The following is an 18,699-nucleotide window of genomic DNA, read 5'->3' as shown; positions in this document are numbered from 1 at the left end:
TTCGAGATCGCCGACCTGTCGCTGGACACCCCGCTGCACGAGCAGATCGCCGCGCTGCTGGGCGAGCCGGAAGTGGATTGCGCAGTGGATGCGGTGGGCTTCGAAGCTCGCGGCCACGGCCATGAAGGCGCCAAGCACGAAGCCCCGGCTACCGTCCTCAACTCGCTGATGCAGGTCACTCGCGTGGCCGGCAAGATCGGTATCCCCGGCCTCTACGTGACCGAAGACCCGGGTGCGGTGGATGCAGCCGCCAAGATCGGCGCCCTGAGCATCCGCTTCGGCCTCGGCTGGGCGAAATCCCACAGCTTCCACACCGGCCAGACCCCGGTGATGAAGTACAACCGCGCGCTCATGCAAGCGATCATGTGGGACCGCATCAACATCGCCGAAGTGGTGGGCGTGCAGGTCATCAGCCTGGACGAAGCCCCGCGCGGCTACGGCGAATTTGATGCCGGCGTACCGAAGAAATTCGTCATCGACCCGCACAAGACCTTCAGCGCGGCCTGATCGACTGCAAGACCCCGACGCCGCGATGTGACAGCCGTGGCGTCTGTCCCTCAAGGGGCCCTTCGGGGCCCCTTTTTTTATTTGGGCGAGGCCTGGCTTCTTGTGGGGGCGAATTCATTCGCTAAAGGGCAGCGCAGATGCCCCCCTGCAAGACCGATGGCAGGACTGCGTCCTGCTTGGCGAATGAATTCGCCCCCACAAAGAGCGGCCCAAAACGAAGCGGGTGGTTACTCGTCCTCCAACTCCACGAACCGCTCCAGCTCGATCACCTCCAGATTGATCCGCCCGACGAAGGCGGAAAAGGCCAGGGTGGCGGCCAGGCGGCGCAGGTCGGCGGCCCAGGGTGGGACGAAGCGTGGTTGTTCCAGCCAGCCGGATTCGAACAGCGGTGCCAGGCGCACGACGTCGCCGGCGCTGAGGCGCCCGGCGAAGAGCTGGCGCAGCAGTTCCGGACGGTTGTCGCGCACCGCCACCCGCAGCAGGGTGTGCACGCCGAGCATGCCGATGACGTAGCAGGCGTCCTTGGTGAAGGCGCCGCCGCCGCGCACGTCGGCCCCGCGGAACACCCGCTGGGTGGAGCGGAAGGATTCCTCCTCCGACTGTCCAGCCTCCAGGAAGCCCTTGAACACTTCGATGAAGTCGGCGCCATCCAGAGCCTGCTGTACGGCCACCACCCGCAGGGCGACGCGGCGCAGGCGCTGGATGTCGATGCTGCCGGTGATCAGCTCGGCGAGCATGGCGATACCTTCCTGGGTCAGGGTAGTGCGCGGCGCGCCCAGGGCCAGGCTGGTCAGGCGTGGCTGGGCGCGGCCGTTCAATGCTGTGGCGACGTGCACGAAGGCTTCGTGCTGCAGCAACTGGGCCTTGTCCAGTTCAGAAAAGAGCGCCGAGGCCCGCAGGCGTATGCGCGTAGCCCCGGCGATGGCTTTGGAGGCCAGGTCCGGGTCCACCACCACGCGCACCTGGTCGGGGCCGAAGAAGGCATCCACTTCGGTGCGCATCCAGGCGGCGAAGTCCTCGGCGGGAATGCAGGCATCGGTGGCCGGGATGCAGCGGCTGTCCAGCAGGGCGTCGGTGGTGTCGAGGAAGAAGCGCGCCGCATCCAGCGGCGTCATTTTCTGTCGCTCGTAGTAGTGGTCGGGGCGCTGGTAGAGGCGCGCGGAGTAGTCGGTGAAGGCTGGCGTGCCAATGGCGCCCAGCATGCGTCCGGCGCACGCATAGCTGCCGGCGGTGGCGGCGAGGAAAGCACCCGCCGGGTGGCCCGTGTCGCAGCGGCTGGCGAGGTGTTCCAGGGCTTCGATCTCGGCAGTGTGATCGCGGGGTTGCAGCGAGACTTCCGGCAGCCGAAGACGCCCGGCGCGCCAGTCAGCGAGGAAACGCTCTTCGACGCCATCGGGCCAGGCGATGGCCTCCAGCACGCGGATCTTGCGGGCCAGGCGGGGGAGGGCGGCATCGAGCTCGGCGATCAGGGATTCGTTCATGGCGGATGCCCGGGAGGGTGATCTTTCAAGGCTAGTCCAGCACCAATCCCGCGTAGGATGGGTAGAGCCTGCGAAACCCATCGATTCGAAGTGATGGGTTTCGCTGCGCTCTAGCGGAACGCCGCCCGCCACATCCTACGGACCTGACCGACGGGAGGCGGGGAACACCCGGCCGGTCGCCGCTGTCACAGCCTCGAGTTTCCGCTCACAGTCCGGTACGTAGTGTTCCGGCGCGGACTTTTCCTTGAGGTCGACCTATGCACATTCCCCGAAGCCTGACCCTGGCCGCCCTGCTCAGTCTGGCCGCCAGCCCGGTATTCGCCGTCTCCCTGGGCGATGTCGTCGCCGCCGCTGCCACGACTGGCCATCAGGAACAGGCGCCGGGTATCGCACCGGCGGAGTCGGCGGCCTTGTTGGGGCAATTGGGTAACCAGTTGAACATCACCCCGGAGCAAGCCATTGGTGGCCTTACTGCGTTGTTCGGCGTGGCGCGCAACAACCTGCCGGCCGACCAGTTCGCCCAGCTGGACCAGGCGGTGCCGGGCGTGGGCATGCTCACCGATCCCAATACCCAGGGCCTGCTCAGCAGCATCGGCGGCCTGCTCGGCCAGCAGTCGGGAAATGCCCTGGGCGGTCAGCCGGGCGTGCTCGCCGGGCAGCAGATGAACAACATGACCGACGTGAGCCAGGCCTTTGGTTCGCTTGGGATGGATAGCGGCCTGATCGGCCAGTTCGCCCCGCTGATCCTGTCTTTCCTCGGCCAGCAGGGGCTGGCTGAATCGCTGCTGCAAAACCTCGGCAACCTGTGGAAGTGGACGATACCGCAAGTACCCGCCACGCCGGCCGTTCCAGCCGGACAGGCAGTGCCGGTGGTGAATGGTCTGTCGACCTGAACAGCGAGGGTAGGCCGCGCGCCTACCCCTGCAATTGCGCGCGCAGCTGACTGATGCGCGCGTCCTTCTCCTGCCAGAGGTCGCTCACCCAGGCCTGCACGTACTGGCGGAATTCCCCGTCGTTCTCGTAATCGCCCTGCCACAGGGCCGGGTCCAGCGGACGCGTCTGGATATCCACGATCACCTGCGGTACCCGACCGGACAGCAGCGCCCAGAAGCCGGGCACGCCCTTGCCCGGATAGACCAGGGTGACGTCGAGGATGGCGTCCAGCTGCTGGCCGAGGGCCGCGAGGACGAAGGCGACGCCGCCGGCTTTTGGCTTCAGCAGGTGCTGATAGGGCGAGCCCTGGTTGGCGTGCTTGACCGGGGTGAAGCGGGTGCCTTCGAGGTAGTTCACCACGGTCACCGGCATGCGCTTGAACTTCTCGCAGGCGGCCTTGGTGATCTCCAGATCCTTGCCCTTCATTTCCGGGTGCTTGTCCAGGAAGGCCTTGCTGTAGCGCTTCATGAAGGGGTAATCCAGGGCCCAGAAGGCCAGGCCGAGGAAGGGTACCCAGATCAGCTCCTTCTTCAGGAAGAACTTGAAGTAGGGCGCCTTGCGGTTGAAGGCCTGGACCAGGGCGGGGATGTCCACCCAGGACTGGTGGTTGCTGATGACCAGGTAGGACGTGTCGTTGCGCAGCCCGTCGCCACCGCGGATATCCCAGCGGGTGGGCGTGAAGACGGCGAATACGCGCTTGCAGTTCTCCGCCCAGGCTTCAGCGATCCACATCACGCCACGGGAGCAGGCGTCGCGCAGGCGCTGGCCCGGCAGGATGAGCTTGAGCAGGGCGACGGCCAGCATCGGGCCGATCAGGATCAGGGTGTTGAGCAAGAGCAGCAGGGTGGTGGCGATTCCGGTCAGCAGTGCCTGCATGGGTCCTCGGCTCCTTGTCCGCGTCAGTGCGGGCCATGATACGCAGTCGCCGCCGGTGCGACGAGCGGTCGGGAGCCTTGCTACCCGCAAGGGGGCGAGTATGCTTCGGGCACTCGCTGAATCAGCCGCAACGAACCATTGGCCGCCCGGCTAGTCCCACAACCGTACCCCTCAACCAGGAGATGCTGCGTTGAAACCCCTGATTGCCCTGCTGGCCCTGGTGGCGCTGCCTGCTTTCGCCGCCAAGGAACCCACGCTTTACGGCCGCTACGAGTACATCCGCCTGCCGGAGATCGGCCAGACCATGAAGGCCAAGATGGATACCGGCGCCCTGACCGCCTCCCTGTCCGCCAAGGACATCGAGCGCTTCGAGCGCGACGGTGAGGAATGGGTGCGCTTCCGCCTGGCGACCAAGGATGCCGATGACACAGTGTTCGAGCATCGTGTGTCGCGCATCAGCAAGATCAAGAACCGCGCCGACGAAGTGGGCGAGGAAGACGAGGCGCCCTCGGCTGAGCTTTCCAAGCGCCCGGTCGTGGATATGGAAATGTGCCTGGGCGGCGAAAAGCGCACGGTGGAGGTCAACCTCACTGACCGCTCCAGCTTTAACTACCCGCTGCTGATTGGCGCCAAAGCCCTGCGTGAGTTCAAGGCCGCGGTCTATCCGGGGCGCAAGTTCACCGCCGGCAAGCCGCAGTGTTGATTGACGCTATGGGCGTCTTGCGGCAAGTTCGCCGTCAATTCCATGAGCCGGGACGCCCATGCCGCACATCCTCATCGTCGAAGATGAATCGTCCATCGCCGACACGCTGATCTACGCCCTCGAAGCTGATGGCAATGCCACCACCTGGCTGAGCCTCGGGGGGCCGGCGCTGGAGCTGTTGCGCCAGCAGCCGGTGGATCTGGTGATTCTCGACGTCGGCCTGCCGGACACCAGCGGCTTCGAGCTGTGCAAGGCGTTGCGGCGTTTCTCCGAGGTGCCGGTGCTTTTTCTCACTGCGCGCAACGCCGAGATCGACCGGGTGGTGGGGCTGGAGATCGGCGCCGACGACTATGTGGTGAAACCCTTCAGCCCGCGCGAAGTCGCCGCGCGGGTACGCGCCATCCTCAAGCGCACAGCGCCTCGCGATCCCGCCCCTGCGCCTGCCGCCAACGGTCCGTTCCAGGTGGATGCCGAGCGCGTGCGTATCCATTACCAGGGTCAGCTCCTGGGGTTGACCCGCCACGAATTCCGCCTGCTCCAGACCCTATTGGCGCAGCCCGAGCGGGTATTCAGCCGCGAGCAGTTGCTGGATGCGTTGGGTGTGGCCGCAGACGCCGGCTACGAGCGCAACATCGACAGCCATATCAAGAGCCTGCGTGCCAAGTTGCGCCAGGTGGCGCCCTCCGCTGAACCCATCCAGACCCATCGCGGCCTGGGTTACAGCTACTCGCCGGACCACGCCTGATGCCGCTGGGCATTCGCCTCTTCCTGGTCTACTTCCTCTTCGTCGGGCTTTCGGGGTGGTTCGTGCTGAGCACGGTGATGGATGAGATCCGTCCCGGCGTGCGCCAGTCCACCGAGGAGACCCTGGTGGACACCGCCAACCTGCTGGCCGAACTCCTGCGTGACGACGTGCGTGCCGGCACCCTCGACCAGGGGCGCCTGCCCGAGGTGCTGCGCGCCTACGGCCAGCGCCAGCCGGGCGCGGACATCTGGGGTGTGCGCAAGACCCAGGTGAACCATCGCATCTACGTCACCGACGCCAACGGCGTGGTGCTGCTGGACTCCAGTGGCGCGGCGGTTGGCCAGGATTACTCCCGCTGGAACGACGTCTACCTGACCCTGCACGGCCAGTACGGTGCCCGCTCCACCCGCGAGGCGCCGGACGATCCGGATTCCTCGGTGATGTACGTTGCCGCGCCCATTCGCGATGGCGAGCGGATCATCGGTGTTGTGTCGGTCTCCAAACCCAACGCCTCATTGCAGCCCTACATCGAACGCTCGCAGACGCGCCTGGCCTGGCTCGGCGCCGGGCTGATCGGGCTCGGCCTGCTGGTGGGCGGCTTGCTCTCCTGGTGGCTCAGCCACTCGCTGCGGCGCCTGCGCGATTACGCCCAGGCGGTGAGCGAAGGGCAGCGTGCGGAGCTGCCGGGCATGAGCGGCGGCGAGCTGCGCCAGTTGGCGGCCGCGGTGGAACGCATGCGCACCCAGTTGGAAGGCAAGGCCTACGTCGAACGCTACGTACACACCCTGACCCACGAGCTGAAGAGCCCGCTGGCGGCCATCCGTGGCGCCGCCGAGCTGTTGGAAGGCGAGATGCCGGTCGAGCAGCGGCAGCGCTTCGTGGCCAACATCGGCAACGAAGGTGCGCGCTTGCAGCAGTTGATCGAGCGCCTGCTCAACCTGGCCCAGGTGGAGCAGCGCCAGGGCCTGGAAGAACGGGTGCCGGTGCCCGTGCACGAACTGGCCGGGGAGCTGCTGCAGGCCCAGGCGGCCCGCATCGAGTCGGCCGACCTCAAGGTGGAGAACCGGATCGCACCGGGATTGTGCGCGCTCGGTGAGCGCTTCCTGCTCAGCCAGGCCCTGGCCAACCTGCTGGACAACGCCCTGGACTTCACCCCGCCCGGTGGCCAGCTGCGACTGGACGCCGAGCGCCACGGCGAGTGGCTGGAGCTGCGCGTGTTCAACCAGGGCGAGACGATCCCTGAGTTCGCCCTGCCGCGCCTCACCGAGCGCTTCTATTCCCTGCCGCGCCCTGCAACGGGGCGCAAGAGCACGGGCCTGGGCCTCAATTTCGTGCAGGAGGTCGCCGGGCTGCACGGCGGCGAATTGCGCGTGGCCAACCGCGAAGGCGGTGTGGAAGCCTGTCTGCGACTTCCTGCTGTCGCGGATTGATATGCGCTCGCCGCCTGCTGACGCTGGCGACATCGGCCTTCGACTATAAATTGAGCAGAACGGTGGCCCGACTTTTGACGGGCGTCGCCGCCCTGTAACCAGGTTTTGGCTTGATTCTTGATGCGGCCGTCTTGCACAGCGCCGTGCTTGGACTACAAGAACCACAGGCCCTCCAGGAGCTGCCGGATGAAAAGCGTCGCCGAGATTCTCAGAGCCAAGTCCCATACCCAGTTGTTCAGCGTCGAACCGACGACCACCGTGCTGGAAGCCGCCCTGTTGATGGCCGAGAAGGACATCGGCGCACTGGTGGTGCTGCAGGGTGGCGAGCTGGTCGGCATCGTCACCGAACGCGATTTCGTGCGCCGCGTGGCGGCCCTGGAGCGTTCGGCCTATGCCACCACTATCGAAGAGGTGATGACCTCCAACCTCTTCGTGGTGACCCCGCGCGACAGCAACCAGTACTGCATGCAGCTGATGACCGAGAAGAACCTGCGCCACCTGCCGGTGCTCAATGACGGCAAGCTGGTGGGGCTGCTCTCCATCCGCGACCTGGTGCGCGACATCACCGCCGAACAGGAAAGCCTGATCCAGCATCTGGAGCAGTACATTCGCGGGGCGTAACGCCCCCTGTAGGTCGACGGAAACCTTGTGGGGGCGAATTCATTCGCTAAAGGGCAGCGCAGCTGCCCCCTGCAAGATCGATGGCAGGACTGCGTCCTGCTTAGCGAATGAATTCGCCCCCACAGTAAAAGCGCAACCGGCCTCCACGCTTTCCCCATACAAACTCCACATTTCTCACACAGCCACATCTTGGCGGCTCCCCAGACTCTCCCTATCCCGACACAAGGAGAGTTGCCATGACCCGTACCCTCGGATTCAAGCTGGGCACCATCGCCCTGCTGATACTGCTGTTGATGATTCCACTGACGCTGATCGACGGCCTGATCAGCGAACGCCAGGCCGCGCGCGACAGCGTGCTGATCAACATCGCCCAGAGCTCCAGCTACAGCCAGCGCATCACCGGGCCGATCCTGGTGGTGCCGTACAAGCGCACGCTGCGCGAGTGGAAGACCTACGAGCAGACCGGCCAGCGCCATATGGAAGAGCGGGAGGTGAGTGGCCGGCTCTACTTCCTGCCGGAGCGCTTCAACCTCACGGGTACCGTGGACACCGAAGTGCGCGCCCGGGGCATCTACAAGGCGCGGCTGTACAAGAGCGACAGCCAGGTCAGCGGGCAGATCCTGGTGCCGGCCAACTACGGCATTGACGAGAACCTGGCTGACTATCGCTTCGAGGCGCCTTTCCTGACGGTGGGCATCAGCGACATCCGTGGCATCGGCAACGCGCTCAAGCTGCGCCTGAACGGCCAGATCCTGGACTTCCAGCCCGGTAGCGGCGACCGCATGCTGTCGGGTGGCGTGCACGTACCGCTGGCGGCGATGCAGGCGGGGATCGTGCAGAGCCTGGACTTCGGCTTCGACCTCAAGCTGCAGGGCATCTCGTCCCTCAGCGTGACGCCGGTGGGCCGCGATTCGCGGGTGGAACTGAGTTCGTCCTGGCCGCACCCGAGCTTCATCGGCGAGTTCCTCCCCAGCGAGCGCAGCATCAGCGCCCAGGGCTTCTCCGCCACCTGGCAGACCAGCTTCTTCGCCACCAACCTGCAGGAGGCCCTGGCCGAATGTGTGGGCGAGGCCCAGTGCGACCCGTTCAATTCGCGGGACTTCGGCGTCAGCTTTTCCGACCCTGTGGACCAGTACCTGAAGACCGACCGCGCGATCAAATACGCCCTGCTGTTCGTGGCCCTGACCTTCGCCGGCTTCTTCCTGGTGGAAGTGCTCAAGCGCCTGGCGGTGCACCCGGTGCAGTACGGCCTGGTGGGGCTCGCCCTGGCGTTCTTCTACCTGCTGTTGCTGTCGCTGTCCGAGCACCTGGAGTTTGCCGTGGCCTATCTCATCTCGGCTTCGGCCTGTGTGGCGCTGGTGGGGTTCTACGTCAGTCACGTACTACACAGCTGGTTGCGTGGCGGTGGTTTCACCCTGGGGCTGGCGGCGCTCTACGGCATGCTCTACGGCCTGCTCAGCGCCGAGGATTACGCCCTGCTGATGGGTTCGCTGCTGGTGTTCGGCCTGCTCGCCTGCGTGATGGTGCTGACCCGCAAGCTGGACTGGTACGGCGTCGGCCGCACCCAGCCGGCCAGCGGCAACTGAGGAGGACCGGCCATGCGCGTACTGATGCAATTCGGCGGCTGCTTCCTGCTCGGCCTGGTGATTTCGGTGCTGGTGCTGGGAGCAATGATGTTCGCGGGCGCCTTCGGCTTCATCGACCTCTGGCTGTTCACCGGCAAACCGCTGGCGGGCCTGGCCCTGTGGCTGCTACCGGCCGGGTTCTGGCAGGGCCTGACCGGTGTGGTCGACGCCGCGCACAACCCGGCGGTGCGTTCCTTCCTCGAACTCTGCGCGGCCCTGGGCCAGGGCGCGCTGGTACTGGCGGCAGGTTTCTTCCGCCTCTGGTACCGGCACGCGGGAGTCGGGCAATGAGCTGGGTGGGCCTGCGTGAGGATCAGGCTGCCGGTGCCAAGTTGGCGACGAAGATCGCGCGGTTGTTCCCCAGGTCGCCGCCACCCCTGGAATCGGTGCGCATGGTGCACCCTACGAACTGCAACCGAGCGCGCAGCCCAACTTGAAAGAAGTCAGCCCGTAGGGTGGAAGTCGCCTTTCACTTCCACCAGCGGAGCCCGGCCGAACGGTGATGGTGGATAGAAGAGCGCTATCCACCCTACGTACGCGAATGCTTGCGCAGCTGAAACGTCAGGGCGCGGGGGCGGTAGCCTGCAGGGAAGCGCGCTGGCTGGTGTTGGCGTACCAGGCGGCCAGTTTCGGGCAGTCGCGGCGCCAGTTGAGGTCGGGCATGCGGAAGTCCAGGTAGCCCAGGGCGCAGGCGGCGCTGATGGCGGCGACGTCGAAACGCTCATCCAGCTCGCCAGCGGCGTCTTCGAAGGCCGCCAGGGCGCGGTCGATCTTGCTGCATTGGCCCAGGACCCAATCGTCCCAGCGCTTGTCTTCGGGACGCAGGAAGGTTTCGTAGCGCACCAGGATGGCGGCATCCGTTACCGCGTCCGCAAGCGAGGCCAGGGTCAGGCGCCGCCAGCGTTCCGGGCCGTCGCGGGGGATCAGCGGTTGGCCGCCGTGCTGGTGGTCGAAGTAGTCGAGGATCACCCGGCTGTCGTGCAGCACGCTGCCGTCGGCCAGTTGCAGGGCCGGGATCTTGCCGGCGGGGTTGTGCTCGTTCACGTCGGCGCTGGGGTTCACCGGGGTGAGGGTCACGCCGTGCAGGTTGACCATGCCGAGCTGGCCGGTTTCGTGGAGCAGCACCATGACCTTGCGGACGTAGGGGGACGTGGGAGAGAAGAACAGGGTCAGGCTGGCGCTCATGCGGGATCCTCGGCGTCTACAGCGGGGGAATGGCGCATTTATACCGCATTGGAATGCCGCTACCTATCCACCTCAGTACTTGATCATCACCAGTCGGTCCTGGGCCGATTCCGCGCCCCAGACTTCGCCGGTACGTCCGGCCAGCTGGGTCACCTGGGCGCCAGGGCGATCGCTGGGGAAGCTGGCGAACAGACGGCTGAACGGGTTGAAGCGGAGGATGGCATTGGCGCTGAAGTCGCTCAGCCAGACCCGCTCCTGCTCATCGACATAGAGGGCGTGGGCGTCGGCATTGCTGCCGGGGATGTTCCAACTGTTCCAGGCTTCGCCCAACGGATCGAAGCGGCTCAGGCGCCCGCCGGCTGCTTCGCTGACCCAGAGGGTGCCGCGCGAGTCGCTCCAGATCAGTCGCGGGCCGGCACTGTCCGCTGGCAGATCCACCAATTTGGCTTGGCCGGAGTCGGGGTCGATGCGGCCGATGTGGCGGGCAGGCTCGTTGGAGTACCAGACCTCGCCGTTGGGCGTCACTGTGATGCCGCTGGGGCCGGGGCCTCCCGGTGCCGGCCAGACGTCCACGCTGCTGTCGGTCGGTTTGAAGCGACCATAGAACCCGCGCTTGCCGGTAAACCAGAGGTCGCCGTTACGGTCCTGGGCCAGGCCTTCGAGTTCGATGCCGGCCGCCGTCCCCTTGAGGGGGAAGGTACTGACCGACTGGTCCACCGCGTCGACCCGCACCAGCGCATCCTGGCCGGGGTCGGTGATCCAGGCGGCGCCTTCCTGGTCCACCACCAGGGAGCGGGGAGAGGAGCCGACGCCGAGGGGCACCAGTTGGGTCTGGCCGGTGAGCGGGTCGAGCAGGCCGACCGACCCCTGGCGTTGCGCGGTGAACCAGACGCGCCCGTCGGTGGCCGGCGCCACGTCGCGGGGGCCGGTGCCGACGGGGACCGGGTAGTAGGTGACATCCGCCGCAGTGGCCGCCCCGCAAAGCAGGGCTGCGCACAGGGCGAGGGCGGTCGGACGGATCATGGGAAGGCCTCCGTGTCCTGGGGTCATCTATCAATCGACGCCGGAAGGAGGGCGGGGGTTCGCAGAAATTCCCGAACGGCAGGGTTCTTCCTGCCAGATCAGAGGGCGGGTGCGTGTTGCCGGCGCTGCCAGCGGCTCAAGGCGGAGGCCAGCGCGGCAGGACTTTCCAGGCCCTGGCGCCGGGCGCGGCTGAACAGGATCAGGGCGATTTCGGCGGTTACCAGTGCGTCGGCACTGGCGTTGTGGCGCTGCAGCACCTGCAGTCCGAAGTACTCGACCCACTCGTCAAGGCCGCCGTTGCGGATACCCGCCTCGGGGCAGAGCATGGGCGCCAGTTCAGCGATGTCGAGGAAAGTGTGGCGCAGGCGGTGGTCGAGGTCCTGCTTGAGGGCTCGGCTCAGCATGCGTTGGTCGAAGGTGGCGTGGAAGGCCAGCAGCGGGCTGTCGCCGAGGAACTCCATGAAGCCCAGCAAGGCTTCGGCGGGTTCCACGCCTGCGGCCAGTTCGCTCGGCGCGATGCCATGGATCAGCACGCTGGCGCTGAGCTTGCCGGTTTCGCGCAGCAGGGTGGATTCGAACTGGTTGCCGAGGTCGATGGCACCATCGGTGATGCTCACCGCGCCGATGGACAGCACCAGGTCGCGGCTCATGTTCAGGCCGCTGGTTTCCAGGTCCAGCACGACGAAGCGTTGCTGGCGCAGGGGGCGTTCGTCCAGTTGCTGGGGATCGGACAGGCGGTCGCGACGGTCCGCGATGTCCGGGTCCAGGGGCTTGCGACGGGTGAACCAGGGGAAACCGTTCATAGTTGATAACGTAGCGCGAGGCTCGATTGCAGGCGCTGGGCCTGACGGAAGGACTCGCGCAGGATGCGCCGGTCCAGGTGGTTGAGGGTGTCCGGGTCGAGGCGGTTGGAGTAGGGCAGGCCTTGCCGCGCCTGATGCTGGTGCTGCTGCATGCGGGTGAGCTGGATGAAGTGGTAGGCCTCCTCATAGGCCGCGCCATCCAGCGCATCCACCACTTCCCGTTCCACCAGCTGGCGCAGGCGTTCCAGGGTGCCGCAGGCCTTGATGCCATGGGCCAGGGCGAGCAGCCGGGCGCCGTCGACGAAGGGCGTCAGGCCCTGCACCTTGAGGTCGAGGGTGTCTTTCTCGGCGCCCTTGCGGGCCACCACGAAATCACGAAAACGCCCGACCGGCGGGCGCTGACGCAGGGCGTTGTCGGCCAGCATGCGCTGGAACAGGCTGTTGTCGGCGACCAGGGCCAGCAGTTCCCGTTGCAGGGCCTCGCAGCCCTCGGTGGGGCCCCAGACGGCGCGCAGGTCGAAGTAGATGGAGGAGCCCAGCAGGTTCTCCGGCGTTGCCTCGCGGACGAAGGTGGCGAAGCGGCGGCTCCATTCGCTGCGGGACAGGCAGAGCTCCGGGTTGCCGGCCATGATGCCGCCCTTGCACAGCTCGAAGCCGCATTGCGCCAGGTGCTGGTTGATGCGTTCGGCCAGCGGCAGCAGGCGCCCGCGTATGGCGGCGGCTTCCACTGCGTCGCACGCCTCGAAGAGGATGCCGTTGTCCTGGTCGGTGTGCAGGGTCTGCTCGCAGCGCCCCTCGCTGCCGAAGCAGAGCCAGGTGAACGGGATGCCCGGATCGCCCATTTCCTCAAGGGTCAGCTCGATCACCCGGCACACGGTGTGGTCGTTGAGCAGGGTGATGATGCGGGTGATCTGAGTGGAGCTGGCGCCGTGGGCCAGCATGTTGTCCACCAGGCGCTGGATTTCGTCGCGCAGGGCAGCCAGGGTTTCGACCCGCCCGGCATGGCGAATGGTGCGCGCCAGATGCACCAAGTCCACCCGCTGCAGGGAAAACAGGTCACGCTCGGACACCACGCCCACCAGGCGCGCGCCGCTGACCACGCAGACGTGGGCGATGTGCCGTTCGGTCATGGCCAGGGCAGCATCGAAGGCACTGGCTTCCGGCGGCAGGTGGAAGGGGGCCTGGGTCATGACTTCGGCGATGGGCTGGGCCAGGTCGGCGCTGGCGTCGGCGATCACCCGGCGCAGGTCGCGCAGGGTGAAGATGCCCTGCGGCCGCTGGCTGGCGTCGACGATGACGATGCTGCCCACCTGTTGCTCGTGCATCAGCCGCACCGCGTCGCGCAACGGCAGCTCCGGCTGGCAGGAAATCGGCTGGCGCACCGCCAGTTCACCCAGGCGGGTATCCAGGGAGTACTGGGCGCCCAGGGTTTCCACAGCGCGCAATTGCACCTGCTGGTTGACCTGGTCGAGCAGGCTGCTGACCCCGCGCAGGGCGAAGTCGCGGAAAGGGTTGGAAAGCGCGAACAGTTTGACGAAGGCGGATTTGCCCAGCAGCAGGCAGAAGGTGTCTTCTCCCGCCAGGTGCTCGGTGCGGGTGGCCCGTTCGCCGAGCAGAGCGGCCAGGGGGAAGCACTCGCCGCTGGTGATCTCGAAGGTGGTTTCGGTGCCGCGCCGTGCCGAGTGCGGGCGTTCTCCCACCACCCGGCCCTGCTTGACGATGTAGAAGTGCTCCACCGGCCCATCCTGGGGCTTGATGATGGATTCGCCGGCGGCATAGAAACGCAGCAGGCAATGCTCGACGAGGAAAGCGAGGTGGGCGCTTTCCATCTGGTTGAAGGGCGGGTACTTCTGCAGGAACTCCATGGTGCCCTGGATGTTCTGCATGACCGCCTGTTTACCGGCCTGGGCGAAGGCGTCTGACTTGGTCATCTTACTGCCCGTCGTTCTTGTTAGAAGAGCCATGCTGCGCGCGGCGGCAGGGGACACAAATTGGACGTAAGTCTAAGGGTTGGCACGCAGGTCGTCGGAAATCCTGATAGGGCGCTACCGTTCGGCGGATGCTGCAATCTGCATGGGAACTTGCTTGCATTTTGCCTATCCGACCAGCGTACCCCGTGCTACAGCTAGTAGTGAGGGGAGTTGGGCCTGCTAGGGAAGGCCCCATCGAGGACGACCCCATGAGTTACGGTGATTTGCTGAGTGATGCCGAGCTGCAAGCGCTTGATGAGATCATGCGCGTGCCCAGCGCACCACCCAGTGTTCTGTTGGTAGACGACGATGAAGTCGGACGCGACGCCTTGGCTGATCGGTTGGTGGCCCAGGGCATCCCGTGCATCACCGCTGACAGTGGTGAACAGGCGCTGGCGCTGCTGGTCACCCGCCCGTCCATCGGCCTGATGATCACCGAACTCCACATGCAATGCGGCAGCGGCCTGGAACTGGTGCGCCAGGTGCGCCAGTCGGCGCGGGCGACCCTGCCGGTCATCATCGTTTCCGGCGACGCCGACGTGCAGGATGCCATCGAGGCCATGCACATGAAGGTGGTGGACTTCCTGCTCAAGCCGGTGGACATGAGCCGTCTCGCCAATCTGGTGCGCAACGAGCTGGGTACCCCGCCTGCGCCCAGGACGCCGCCAACCGAGGTGCGGCCCAGGCCGGCGAAAGCGAAAGCCAAAGCGAAGGTCATCGCGCTGAAGAGCGCTTGAAGAAACCGCCAGGGACAGGCGGTTTTTTTATGCCTGTCCCCGGTGTGTTTCAGTGATGGACGCTGTCGACGGCGATCCCTTCGCCGTCCACGTCGTGGTATTGGGCACGGCGATCGGCGATGGCGCAGTAGATCAGCGCGGCCAGACCCGCACCGAAGAACCAGGAGAACGCCGACAGCGATTCGAAGGCAGGCAGCAGCGCCAGCAGGGTGGAAATCAGCGCTGCCGGCACGAAGGCGGCCAGCGCCCGAGGGTTCACGCCACGGCGGTAGTGGTAGGCCGCCTCGCGGCTTTCCGAGTACAGCTCCGGCAGGTTCACCCGGCCGCGACGCAGCAGGTAGTAGTCGACGATCATGATGCCGTAGAGCGGGCCGAGCAGCGCGCCGAGGCCACCGAGGAAATACACGATCACGCCGGGGCTGTTGTACAGGTGCCAAGGCAGGATCAGCACGGCAATGGTGGCGCTGAGCAGGCCGGCGCGGCGGAAGTTGAGCGCCCTGGGAGCGAGGTTGGTCAGCACGTAGGCCGGCGCGACGAAGTTGGCCATGATGTTCACCGCCACGGTAACGATCAGGAAGGCCAGGCAGGCCAGCACCAGTCCAAGGGTGTCGGGGATGCTGGCGACGATCTCGGTCGGGCTCTTCACCAGTTTTCCGTCGATGCTGAATTGCGCACCGGCCAGCACCACGGCGATCAGCGCGAAGCCGAGCATGTTCACCGGCAGGCCCCAGAAGTTGCCCACGCTGATGGTGCGGCGGTCCGGGCAGTTACGGGTGAAGTCGCAGAAATTGAGGATCATGGTGCCGTACAGCGAGACCCACAGCGCCGCTGCGCCCAGCACTTTCAGCCACTTGGTCGAGCCGGTGTAGCCTTCGCCTGTGGACCAGGTGATGGAGAAGCCGCTGCGCTGATACATCCAGTAGGCCAGGGCGGCGAAGGTCAGCAGGATCACCGGGCCGGCGAAGGATTCGTAGCGGCGCACCATCTCCATGCCGTAGGCGAAGATCACCAGTTGCACGCACCAGATGCCGAGGAAGGTGATCCAGCCGAGGGTGGACAGGCCGAGCAGGGAGTCCTGGTCGTAGGCGGCGAGGGATGGGAACACGGCCGTCAGCAGCACGCGCAGGACCACCGAGGCGAGGTAGGTCTGGATGCCGAACCAGGCAATGGCGATCACCGCGCGGATCAGCGCCGGGATCTGCGCGCCGTGGATGCCGAAGCTGATGCGGCACATCACCGGGTAGGGCAGGCCGGTCTTTTGCCCCATGTAGCCGGACAGGTTCATCAGGCCGTAGATCAGCAGCGCGCCCAGGGCGAACGCGGCGAGGATCTGCGCGCCGCTCATTCCCAGCGCGAACAGGCCGATGGCGAAGGAGTAGTTGGCGATGTTGTGCACATCGTTGGTCCACAGCGCGAAGAGGCTGTAGCGCCCCCAGCTGCGGCCTTGTGCCTTGGTCGGCGCGAGGTCGGCGCTGTACAGGCGCGGGCTCAGGGCCACTTCAGCGGGAGCGACCGCATCGGCGGGTGGGGAGTCGAGCTGGGTAACGCCGGAGAGTGGGGTGGGCGCCATGGGGCCTCCGTGAACTTGTGTGCACTATTTTGTGTTTTTTGTATGCAAGCCAGTTTCGTGCCACCCATTGGTTTCGGCAGATCAGACGGCGATTTCAGGCCTTTCGTGCACCATAAGAGGTCAACTCAAACCCAGTCATGGCGCGCTTTTCCTCCGGTCATCGGAAATTAGTCTATGTATTTCATTGACTTGCGAGTCAGTTTTGCTGGTCGTGCGTTGAGTGTGGGAATGGGGATTTTGTACACAAGTTTTGTATGCAGGCGTTACGTCGACGCCCGCTCGGCTTTTCTGTAGGCAATAAAAAACCGCCCCGAAGGGCGGTTTTCATGGGCAGGTCTTAGAGACCGTTCTTCGCCTTGTACTCGCGGCGACGACGGTGCAGGACCGGCTCGGTGTAGCCGTTAGGCTGTTTGGTGCCTTCCACTACCAGTTCCAGCGCGGCCTGGAAGGCCACGTTGTCGGCGAAGTTCGGCGCCATCGGGCGGTACAGCGGGTCGCTGGCGTTCTGACGGTCGACCACGGCGGCCATGCGCTCCAGGCTCTCGACGATCTGGGCCTGGGTGACCACACCGTGGCGCAGCCAGTTGGCCAGCAGCTGGCTGGAGATACGCAGGGTGGCACGGTCTTCCATCAGGCCGACATCGTTGATGTCCGGCACCTTGGAGCAGCCGACGCCCTGGTCGATCCAGCGCACGACATAACCGAGGATGCCCTGGGCGTTGTTGTCCAGTTCGTTCTGGATCTCGTCCGCGCTCCAGTTGGTGTTCGGCGCCAGCGGAATGGTCAGGATGTCGTCCACCGACGCCGGGGCACGCTTGGCCAGTTCGGCCTGGCGGGCGAACACGTCGACCTTGTGGTAGTGCAGCGCGTGCAGGGTGGCGGCGGTCGGCGACGGCACCCAGGCGGTGTTGGCGCCGGCCAGCGGGTGGCCGATCTTCTGCTCGAGCATGGCGGCCATCAGGTCCGGCATGGCCCACATGCCTTTGCCGATCTGCGCTTTGCCTTGCAGGCCGGTAGCCAGGCCGATGTCCACGTTGCTGTTCTCGTAGGCGCCGATCCACTTCTCGTTCTTCATGGCGCCCTTGCGCACCACGGCGCCGGCTTCCATCGAGGTGTGGATTTCGTCACCGGTGCGGTCGAGGAAGCCGGTGTTGATGAACACCACGCGCTCGGCAGCGGCCTTGATGCAGGCCTTCAGGTTGACGGTGGTGCGGCGCTCCTCATCCATGATGCCGACCTTCAGGGTGTTGCGCGGCAGGCCCAGCACGTCTTCTACGCGGCCGAAGATTTCGGTGGCGAAGGCCACCTCGATCGGGCCGTGCATCTTCGGCTTCACGATGTACATGGAGCCGGTGCGGGTGTTCTTGCGGCTGGTGTTGCCCTTCAGGTTGTGCAGCGCGATCAGGCCGGTGAACAGGCCGTCCTGGATGCCTTCCGGTACTTCGTTGCCCGCGGCGTCGAGGATGGCCGGGTTGGTCATCAGGTGACCGACGTTGCGCACGAACAGCAGGGAACGGCCGTGCAGAGTCAGCTCGGAGCCATCGGCCTTGCTGTAGACGCGGTCCGGATTCATGGTGCGGGTGAAGGTCTGGCCGCCCTTGCTGACGGATTCAGCCAGGTCGCCCTTCATCAGGCCGAGCCAGTTGCGGTAGACCACGACCTTGTCGTCGGCATCGACGGCGGCGACGGAGTCTTCGCAGTCCATGATGGTGGTCAGCGCGGATTCCATCAGCACGTCTTTCACGCCGGCGGCGTCGGTCTGGCCGATCGGGCTGGTCGGGTCGATCTGGATTTCGAAGTGCAGGCCGTTGTGCTTCAGCAGCACGGCGGCCGGCTTGGCGGCCTCGCCCTGCAAGGCGATGAACTGGTCGGCGTTTTTCAGGCCGACTTCGCTACCGTTCTTCAGGGTCACGGCCAACTGGCCGTTCTTCACGGCGTAGGCGGTGGCGTCGACGTGGGAAGCACCCTCCAGCGGCGCGGCTTCGTCGAGGAAGGCGCGGGCGAAGGCGATCACCTTGTCACCGCGAACCTTGTTGTAGCCCTTGCCCTTCTCGGCGCCACCGTCTTCGCTGATGGCGTCGGTGCCGTAGAGCGCATCGTAGAGCGAACCCCAGCGCGCGTTGGCGGCGTTCAGGGCGAAACGTGCGTTCATCACCGGCACGACCAGCTGCGGGCCGGCCATGGTGGCGATTTCTTCGTCGACATTCTGGGTCGTGGCCTGGAAGTCGGCCGGTTCCGGCAGCAGGTAGCCGATCTCCTGGAGGAACGCCTTGTAGGCCACGGCGTCGTGGGCCTGGCCGGCACGGGCCTGGTGCCAGGCGTCGATCTTGGCCTGCAGTTCATCGCGTTTGGCGAGGAGGGCTTTGTTCTTCGGAGCCAGGTCATTGATGACGGCTTCCACACCGGCCCAGAACTGCTCGGCCGCAATGCCGGTTCCGGGGATGGCTTCGTTGTTCACGAAGTCGAACAGGACTCTGGCGACCTGAAGGC

At 65.8% G+C, this 18,699-nt stretch carries 15 protein-coding genes and 2 pseudogenes; 9 read left to right on the top strand and 8 right to left on the bottom strand.

The window, feature by feature from the left end; genetic code table 11:
- A pseudogene (locus tag E8F06_RS08990) lies at positions 1–507 on the top strand (formaldehyde dehydrogenase, glutathione-independent); the annotation flags it as partial.
- 227 nt (positions 508–734) lie between these two features.
- On the opposite strand, the gene E8F06_RS08985 reads toward E8F06_RS08990, so the two are convergent.
- A complete protein-coding gene (locus E8F06_RS08985) occupies positions 735–1,988 on the bottom strand; it encodes a flavohemoglobin expression-modulating QEGLA motif protein (RefSeq protein WP_280366299.1) in 1,254 nt (417 codons plus the stop codon).
- Positions 1,989–2,245: 257 nt separating this feature from the next.
- Here E8F06_RS08985 and E8F06_RS08980 point away from each other — a divergent pair, with 257 nt between their 5' ends.
- On the top strand, positions 2,246–2,881 hold the full coding sequence (locus E8F06_RS08980; protein ID WP_280366297.1) for a DUF2780 domain-containing protein: 636 nt from the start codon (positions 2,246–2,248) through the stop codon (positions 2,879–2,881).
- 22 nt (positions 2,882–2,903) lie between these two features.
- On the opposite strand, the gene E8F06_RS08975 is transcribed toward E8F06_RS08980, so the two are convergent.
- Entirely contained in the window at positions 2,904–3,797 is an 894-nt protein-coding gene (locus E8F06_RS08975) for an acyltransferase (RefSeq protein ID WP_280366295.1), read from the bottom strand.
- Between the two features lie 190 nt (positions 3,798–3,987).
- Here E8F06_RS08975 and E8F06_RS08970 point away from each other — a divergent pair, with 190 nt between their 5' ends.
- From E8F06_RS08970 to E8F06_RS08945, 6 genes are all read left to right on the top strand, one after another.
- On the top strand, positions 3,988–4,500 hold the full coding sequence (locus tag E8F06_RS08970; protein WP_280366294.1) for an ATP-dependent zinc protease: 513 nt from the start codon (positions 3,988–3,990) through the stop codon (positions 4,498–4,500).
- A gap of 58 nt (positions 4,501–4,558) precedes the next feature.
- Entirely contained in the window at positions 4,559–5,245 is a 687-nt protein-coding gene (creB, locus tag E8F06_RS08965; RefSeq protein WP_280366291.1) for a two-component system response regulator CreB, read from the top strand.
- Positions 5,245–6,675, top strand: a complete 1,431-nt coding sequence (gene creC / locus E8F06_RS08960; protein WP_280366289.1) for a two-component system sensor histidine kinase CreC — start codon at positions 5,245–5,247, stop codon at positions 6,673–6,675. Before creB ends, creC begins: the two co-directional genes overlap by 1 nt.
- A gap of 186 nt (positions 6,676–6,861) precedes the next feature.
- Positions 6,862–7,296 carry a CBS domain-containing protein gene (locus E8F06_RS08955; protein WP_280366287.1) on the top strand — a complete coding sequence of 145 codons (435 nt, stop codon included), beginning with the start codon at positions 6,862–6,864 and terminating at the stop codon, positions 7,294–7,296.
- A gap of 236 nt (positions 7,297–7,532) precedes the next feature.
- Positions 7,533–8,882, top strand: coding sequence for a cell envelope integrity protein CreD (gene creD, locus E8F06_RS08950; protein ID WP_280366284.1), 1,350 nt, complete (start codon positions 7,533–7,535; stop codon positions 8,880–8,882).
- Between the two features lie 12 nt (positions 8,883–8,894).
- Positions 8,895–9,212 carry a hypothetical protein gene (locus tag E8F06_RS08945; RefSeq protein ID WP_280366282.1) on the top strand — a complete coding sequence of 106 codons (318 nt, stop codon included), beginning with the start codon at positions 8,895–8,897 and terminating at the stop codon, positions 9,210–9,212.
- Between the two features lie 270 nt (positions 9,213–9,482).
- On the opposite strand, the gene E8F06_RS08940 is transcribed toward E8F06_RS08945, so the two are convergent.
- From E8F06_RS08940 to E8F06_RS08925, 4 genes are all read right to left on the bottom strand, one after another.
- The gene (locus tag E8F06_RS08940; RefSeq protein WP_280366280.1) at positions 9,483–10,106 is read right to left on the bottom strand and encodes a glutathione S-transferase family protein; all 624 of its coding nucleotides are present in this window, start codon (positions 10,104–10,106) and stop codon (positions 9,483–9,485) included.
- A gap of 72 nt (positions 10,107–10,178) precedes the next feature.
- On the bottom strand, positions 10,179–11,129 hold the full coding sequence (locus tag E8F06_RS08935) for a lyase (RefSeq protein ID WP_280366277.1): 951 nt from the start codon (positions 11,127–11,129) through the stop codon (positions 10,179–10,181).
- 98 nt (positions 11,130–11,227) lie between these two features.
- The gene (locus E8F06_RS08930; RefSeq protein WP_280366275.1) at positions 11,228–11,932 is read right to left on the bottom strand and encodes a 3'-5' exonuclease; all 705 of its coding nucleotides are present in this window, start codon (positions 11,930–11,932) and stop codon (positions 11,228–11,230) included.
- Positions 11,929–13,863, bottom strand: coding sequence for a putative nucleotidyltransferase substrate binding domain-containing protein (locus E8F06_RS08925; RefSeq protein ID WP_280366273.1), 1,935 nt, complete (start codon positions 13,861–13,863; stop codon positions 11,929–11,931). The genes E8F06_RS08930 and E8F06_RS08925 overlap by 4 nt, the downstream gene beginning before the upstream one ends.
- A 248-nt stretch (positions 13,864–14,111) precedes the next feature.
- Between E8F06_RS08925 and E8F06_RS08920 the strand changes: the two are divergent.
- Positions 14,112–14,543 (top strand): annotated as a pseudogene (locus tag E8F06_RS08920) (response regulator); the annotation flags it as partial.
- Positions 14,544–14,688: 145 nt separating this feature from the next.
- On the opposite strand, the gene E8F06_RS08915 reads toward E8F06_RS08920, so the two are convergent.
- Together E8F06_RS08915 and E8F06_RS08910 are read right to left on the bottom strand one after the other, a co-directional pair.
- Positions 14,689–16,209 (bottom strand): NCS1 family nucleobase:cation symporter-1, encoded by a 1,521-nt coding sequence (locus E8F06_RS08915; RefSeq protein ID WP_280366271.1) that lies wholly within the window; start codon positions 16,207–16,209, stop codon positions 14,689–14,691.
- 337 nt (positions 16,210–16,546) lie between these two features.
- Positions 16,547–18,699: malate synthase G (locus E8F06_RS08910; RefSeq protein ID WP_280366269.1), on the bottom strand; the 2,153-nt coding region annotated here is incomplete at its 5' end.

Source organism: Pseudomonas sp. BN411, assembly GCF_029871235.1.
Lineage (GTDB): Bacteria > Pseudomonadota > Gammaproteobacteria > Pseudomonadales > Pseudomonadaceae > Metapseudomonas.
Note: the sequence above shows the minus strand (reverse complement) of the source record. Positions and strands in the feature narration are given on the sequence as shown.

What these genes read in the sequence shown, in the direction of transcription:
- E8F06_RS08925 (WP_280366273.1), bottom strand. Translation starts at nt 13,863, where the DNA reads ATGACCAAGTCAGACGCCTTCGCCCAGGCCGGTAAACAGGCGGTCATG.
- creC (WP_280366289.1), top strand. Translation starts at nt 5,245, where the DNA reads ATGCCGCTGGGCATTCGCCTCTTCCTGGTCTACTTCCTCTTCGTCGGG.
- E8F06_RS08935 (WP_280366277.1), bottom strand. Translation starts at nt 11,129, where the DNA reads ATGATCCGTCCGACCGCCCTCGCCCTGTGCGCAGCCCTGCTTTGCGGG.
- E8F06_RS08915 (WP_280366271.1), bottom strand. Translation starts at nt 16,209, where the DNA reads ATGGCGCCCACCCCACTCTCCGGCGTTACCCAGCTCGACTCCCCACCC.
- E8F06_RS08940 (WP_280366280.1), bottom strand. Translation starts at nt 10,106, where the DNA reads ATGAGCGCCAGCCTGACCCTGTTCTTCTCTCCCACGTCCCCCTACGTC.
- E8F06_RS08985 (WP_280366299.1), bottom strand. Translation starts at nt 1,988, where the DNA reads ATGAACGAATCCCTGATCGCCGAGCTCGATGCCGCCCTCCCCCGCCTG.
- E8F06_RS08945 (WP_280366282.1), top strand. Translation starts at nt 8,895, where the DNA reads ATGCGCGTACTGATGCAATTCGGCGGCTGCTTCCTGCTCGGCCTGGTG.
- E8F06_RS08930 (WP_280366275.1), bottom strand. Translation starts at nt 11,932, where the DNA reads ATGAACGGTTTCCCCTGGTTCACCCGTCGCAAGCCCCTGGACCCGGAC.
- E8F06_RS08955 (WP_280366287.1), top strand. Translation starts at nt 6,862, where the DNA reads ATGAAAAGCGTCGCCGAGATTCTCAGAGCCAAGTCCCATACCCAGTTG.
- creB (WP_280366291.1), top strand. Translation starts at nt 4,559, where the DNA reads ATGCCGCACATCCTCATCGTCGAAGATGAATCGTCCATCGCCGACACG.
- E8F06_RS08975 (WP_280366295.1), bottom strand. Translation starts at nt 3,797, where the DNA reads ATGCAGGCACTGCTGACCGGAATCGCCACCACCCTGCTGCTCTTGCTC.
- creD (WP_280366284.1), top strand. Translation starts at nt 7,533, where the DNA reads ATGACCCGTACCCTCGGATTCAAGCTGGGCACCATCGCCCTGCTGATA.
- E8F06_RS08980 (WP_280366297.1), top strand. Translation starts at nt 2,246, where the DNA reads ATGCACATTCCCCGAAGCCTGACCCTGGCCGCCCTGCTCAGTCTGGCC.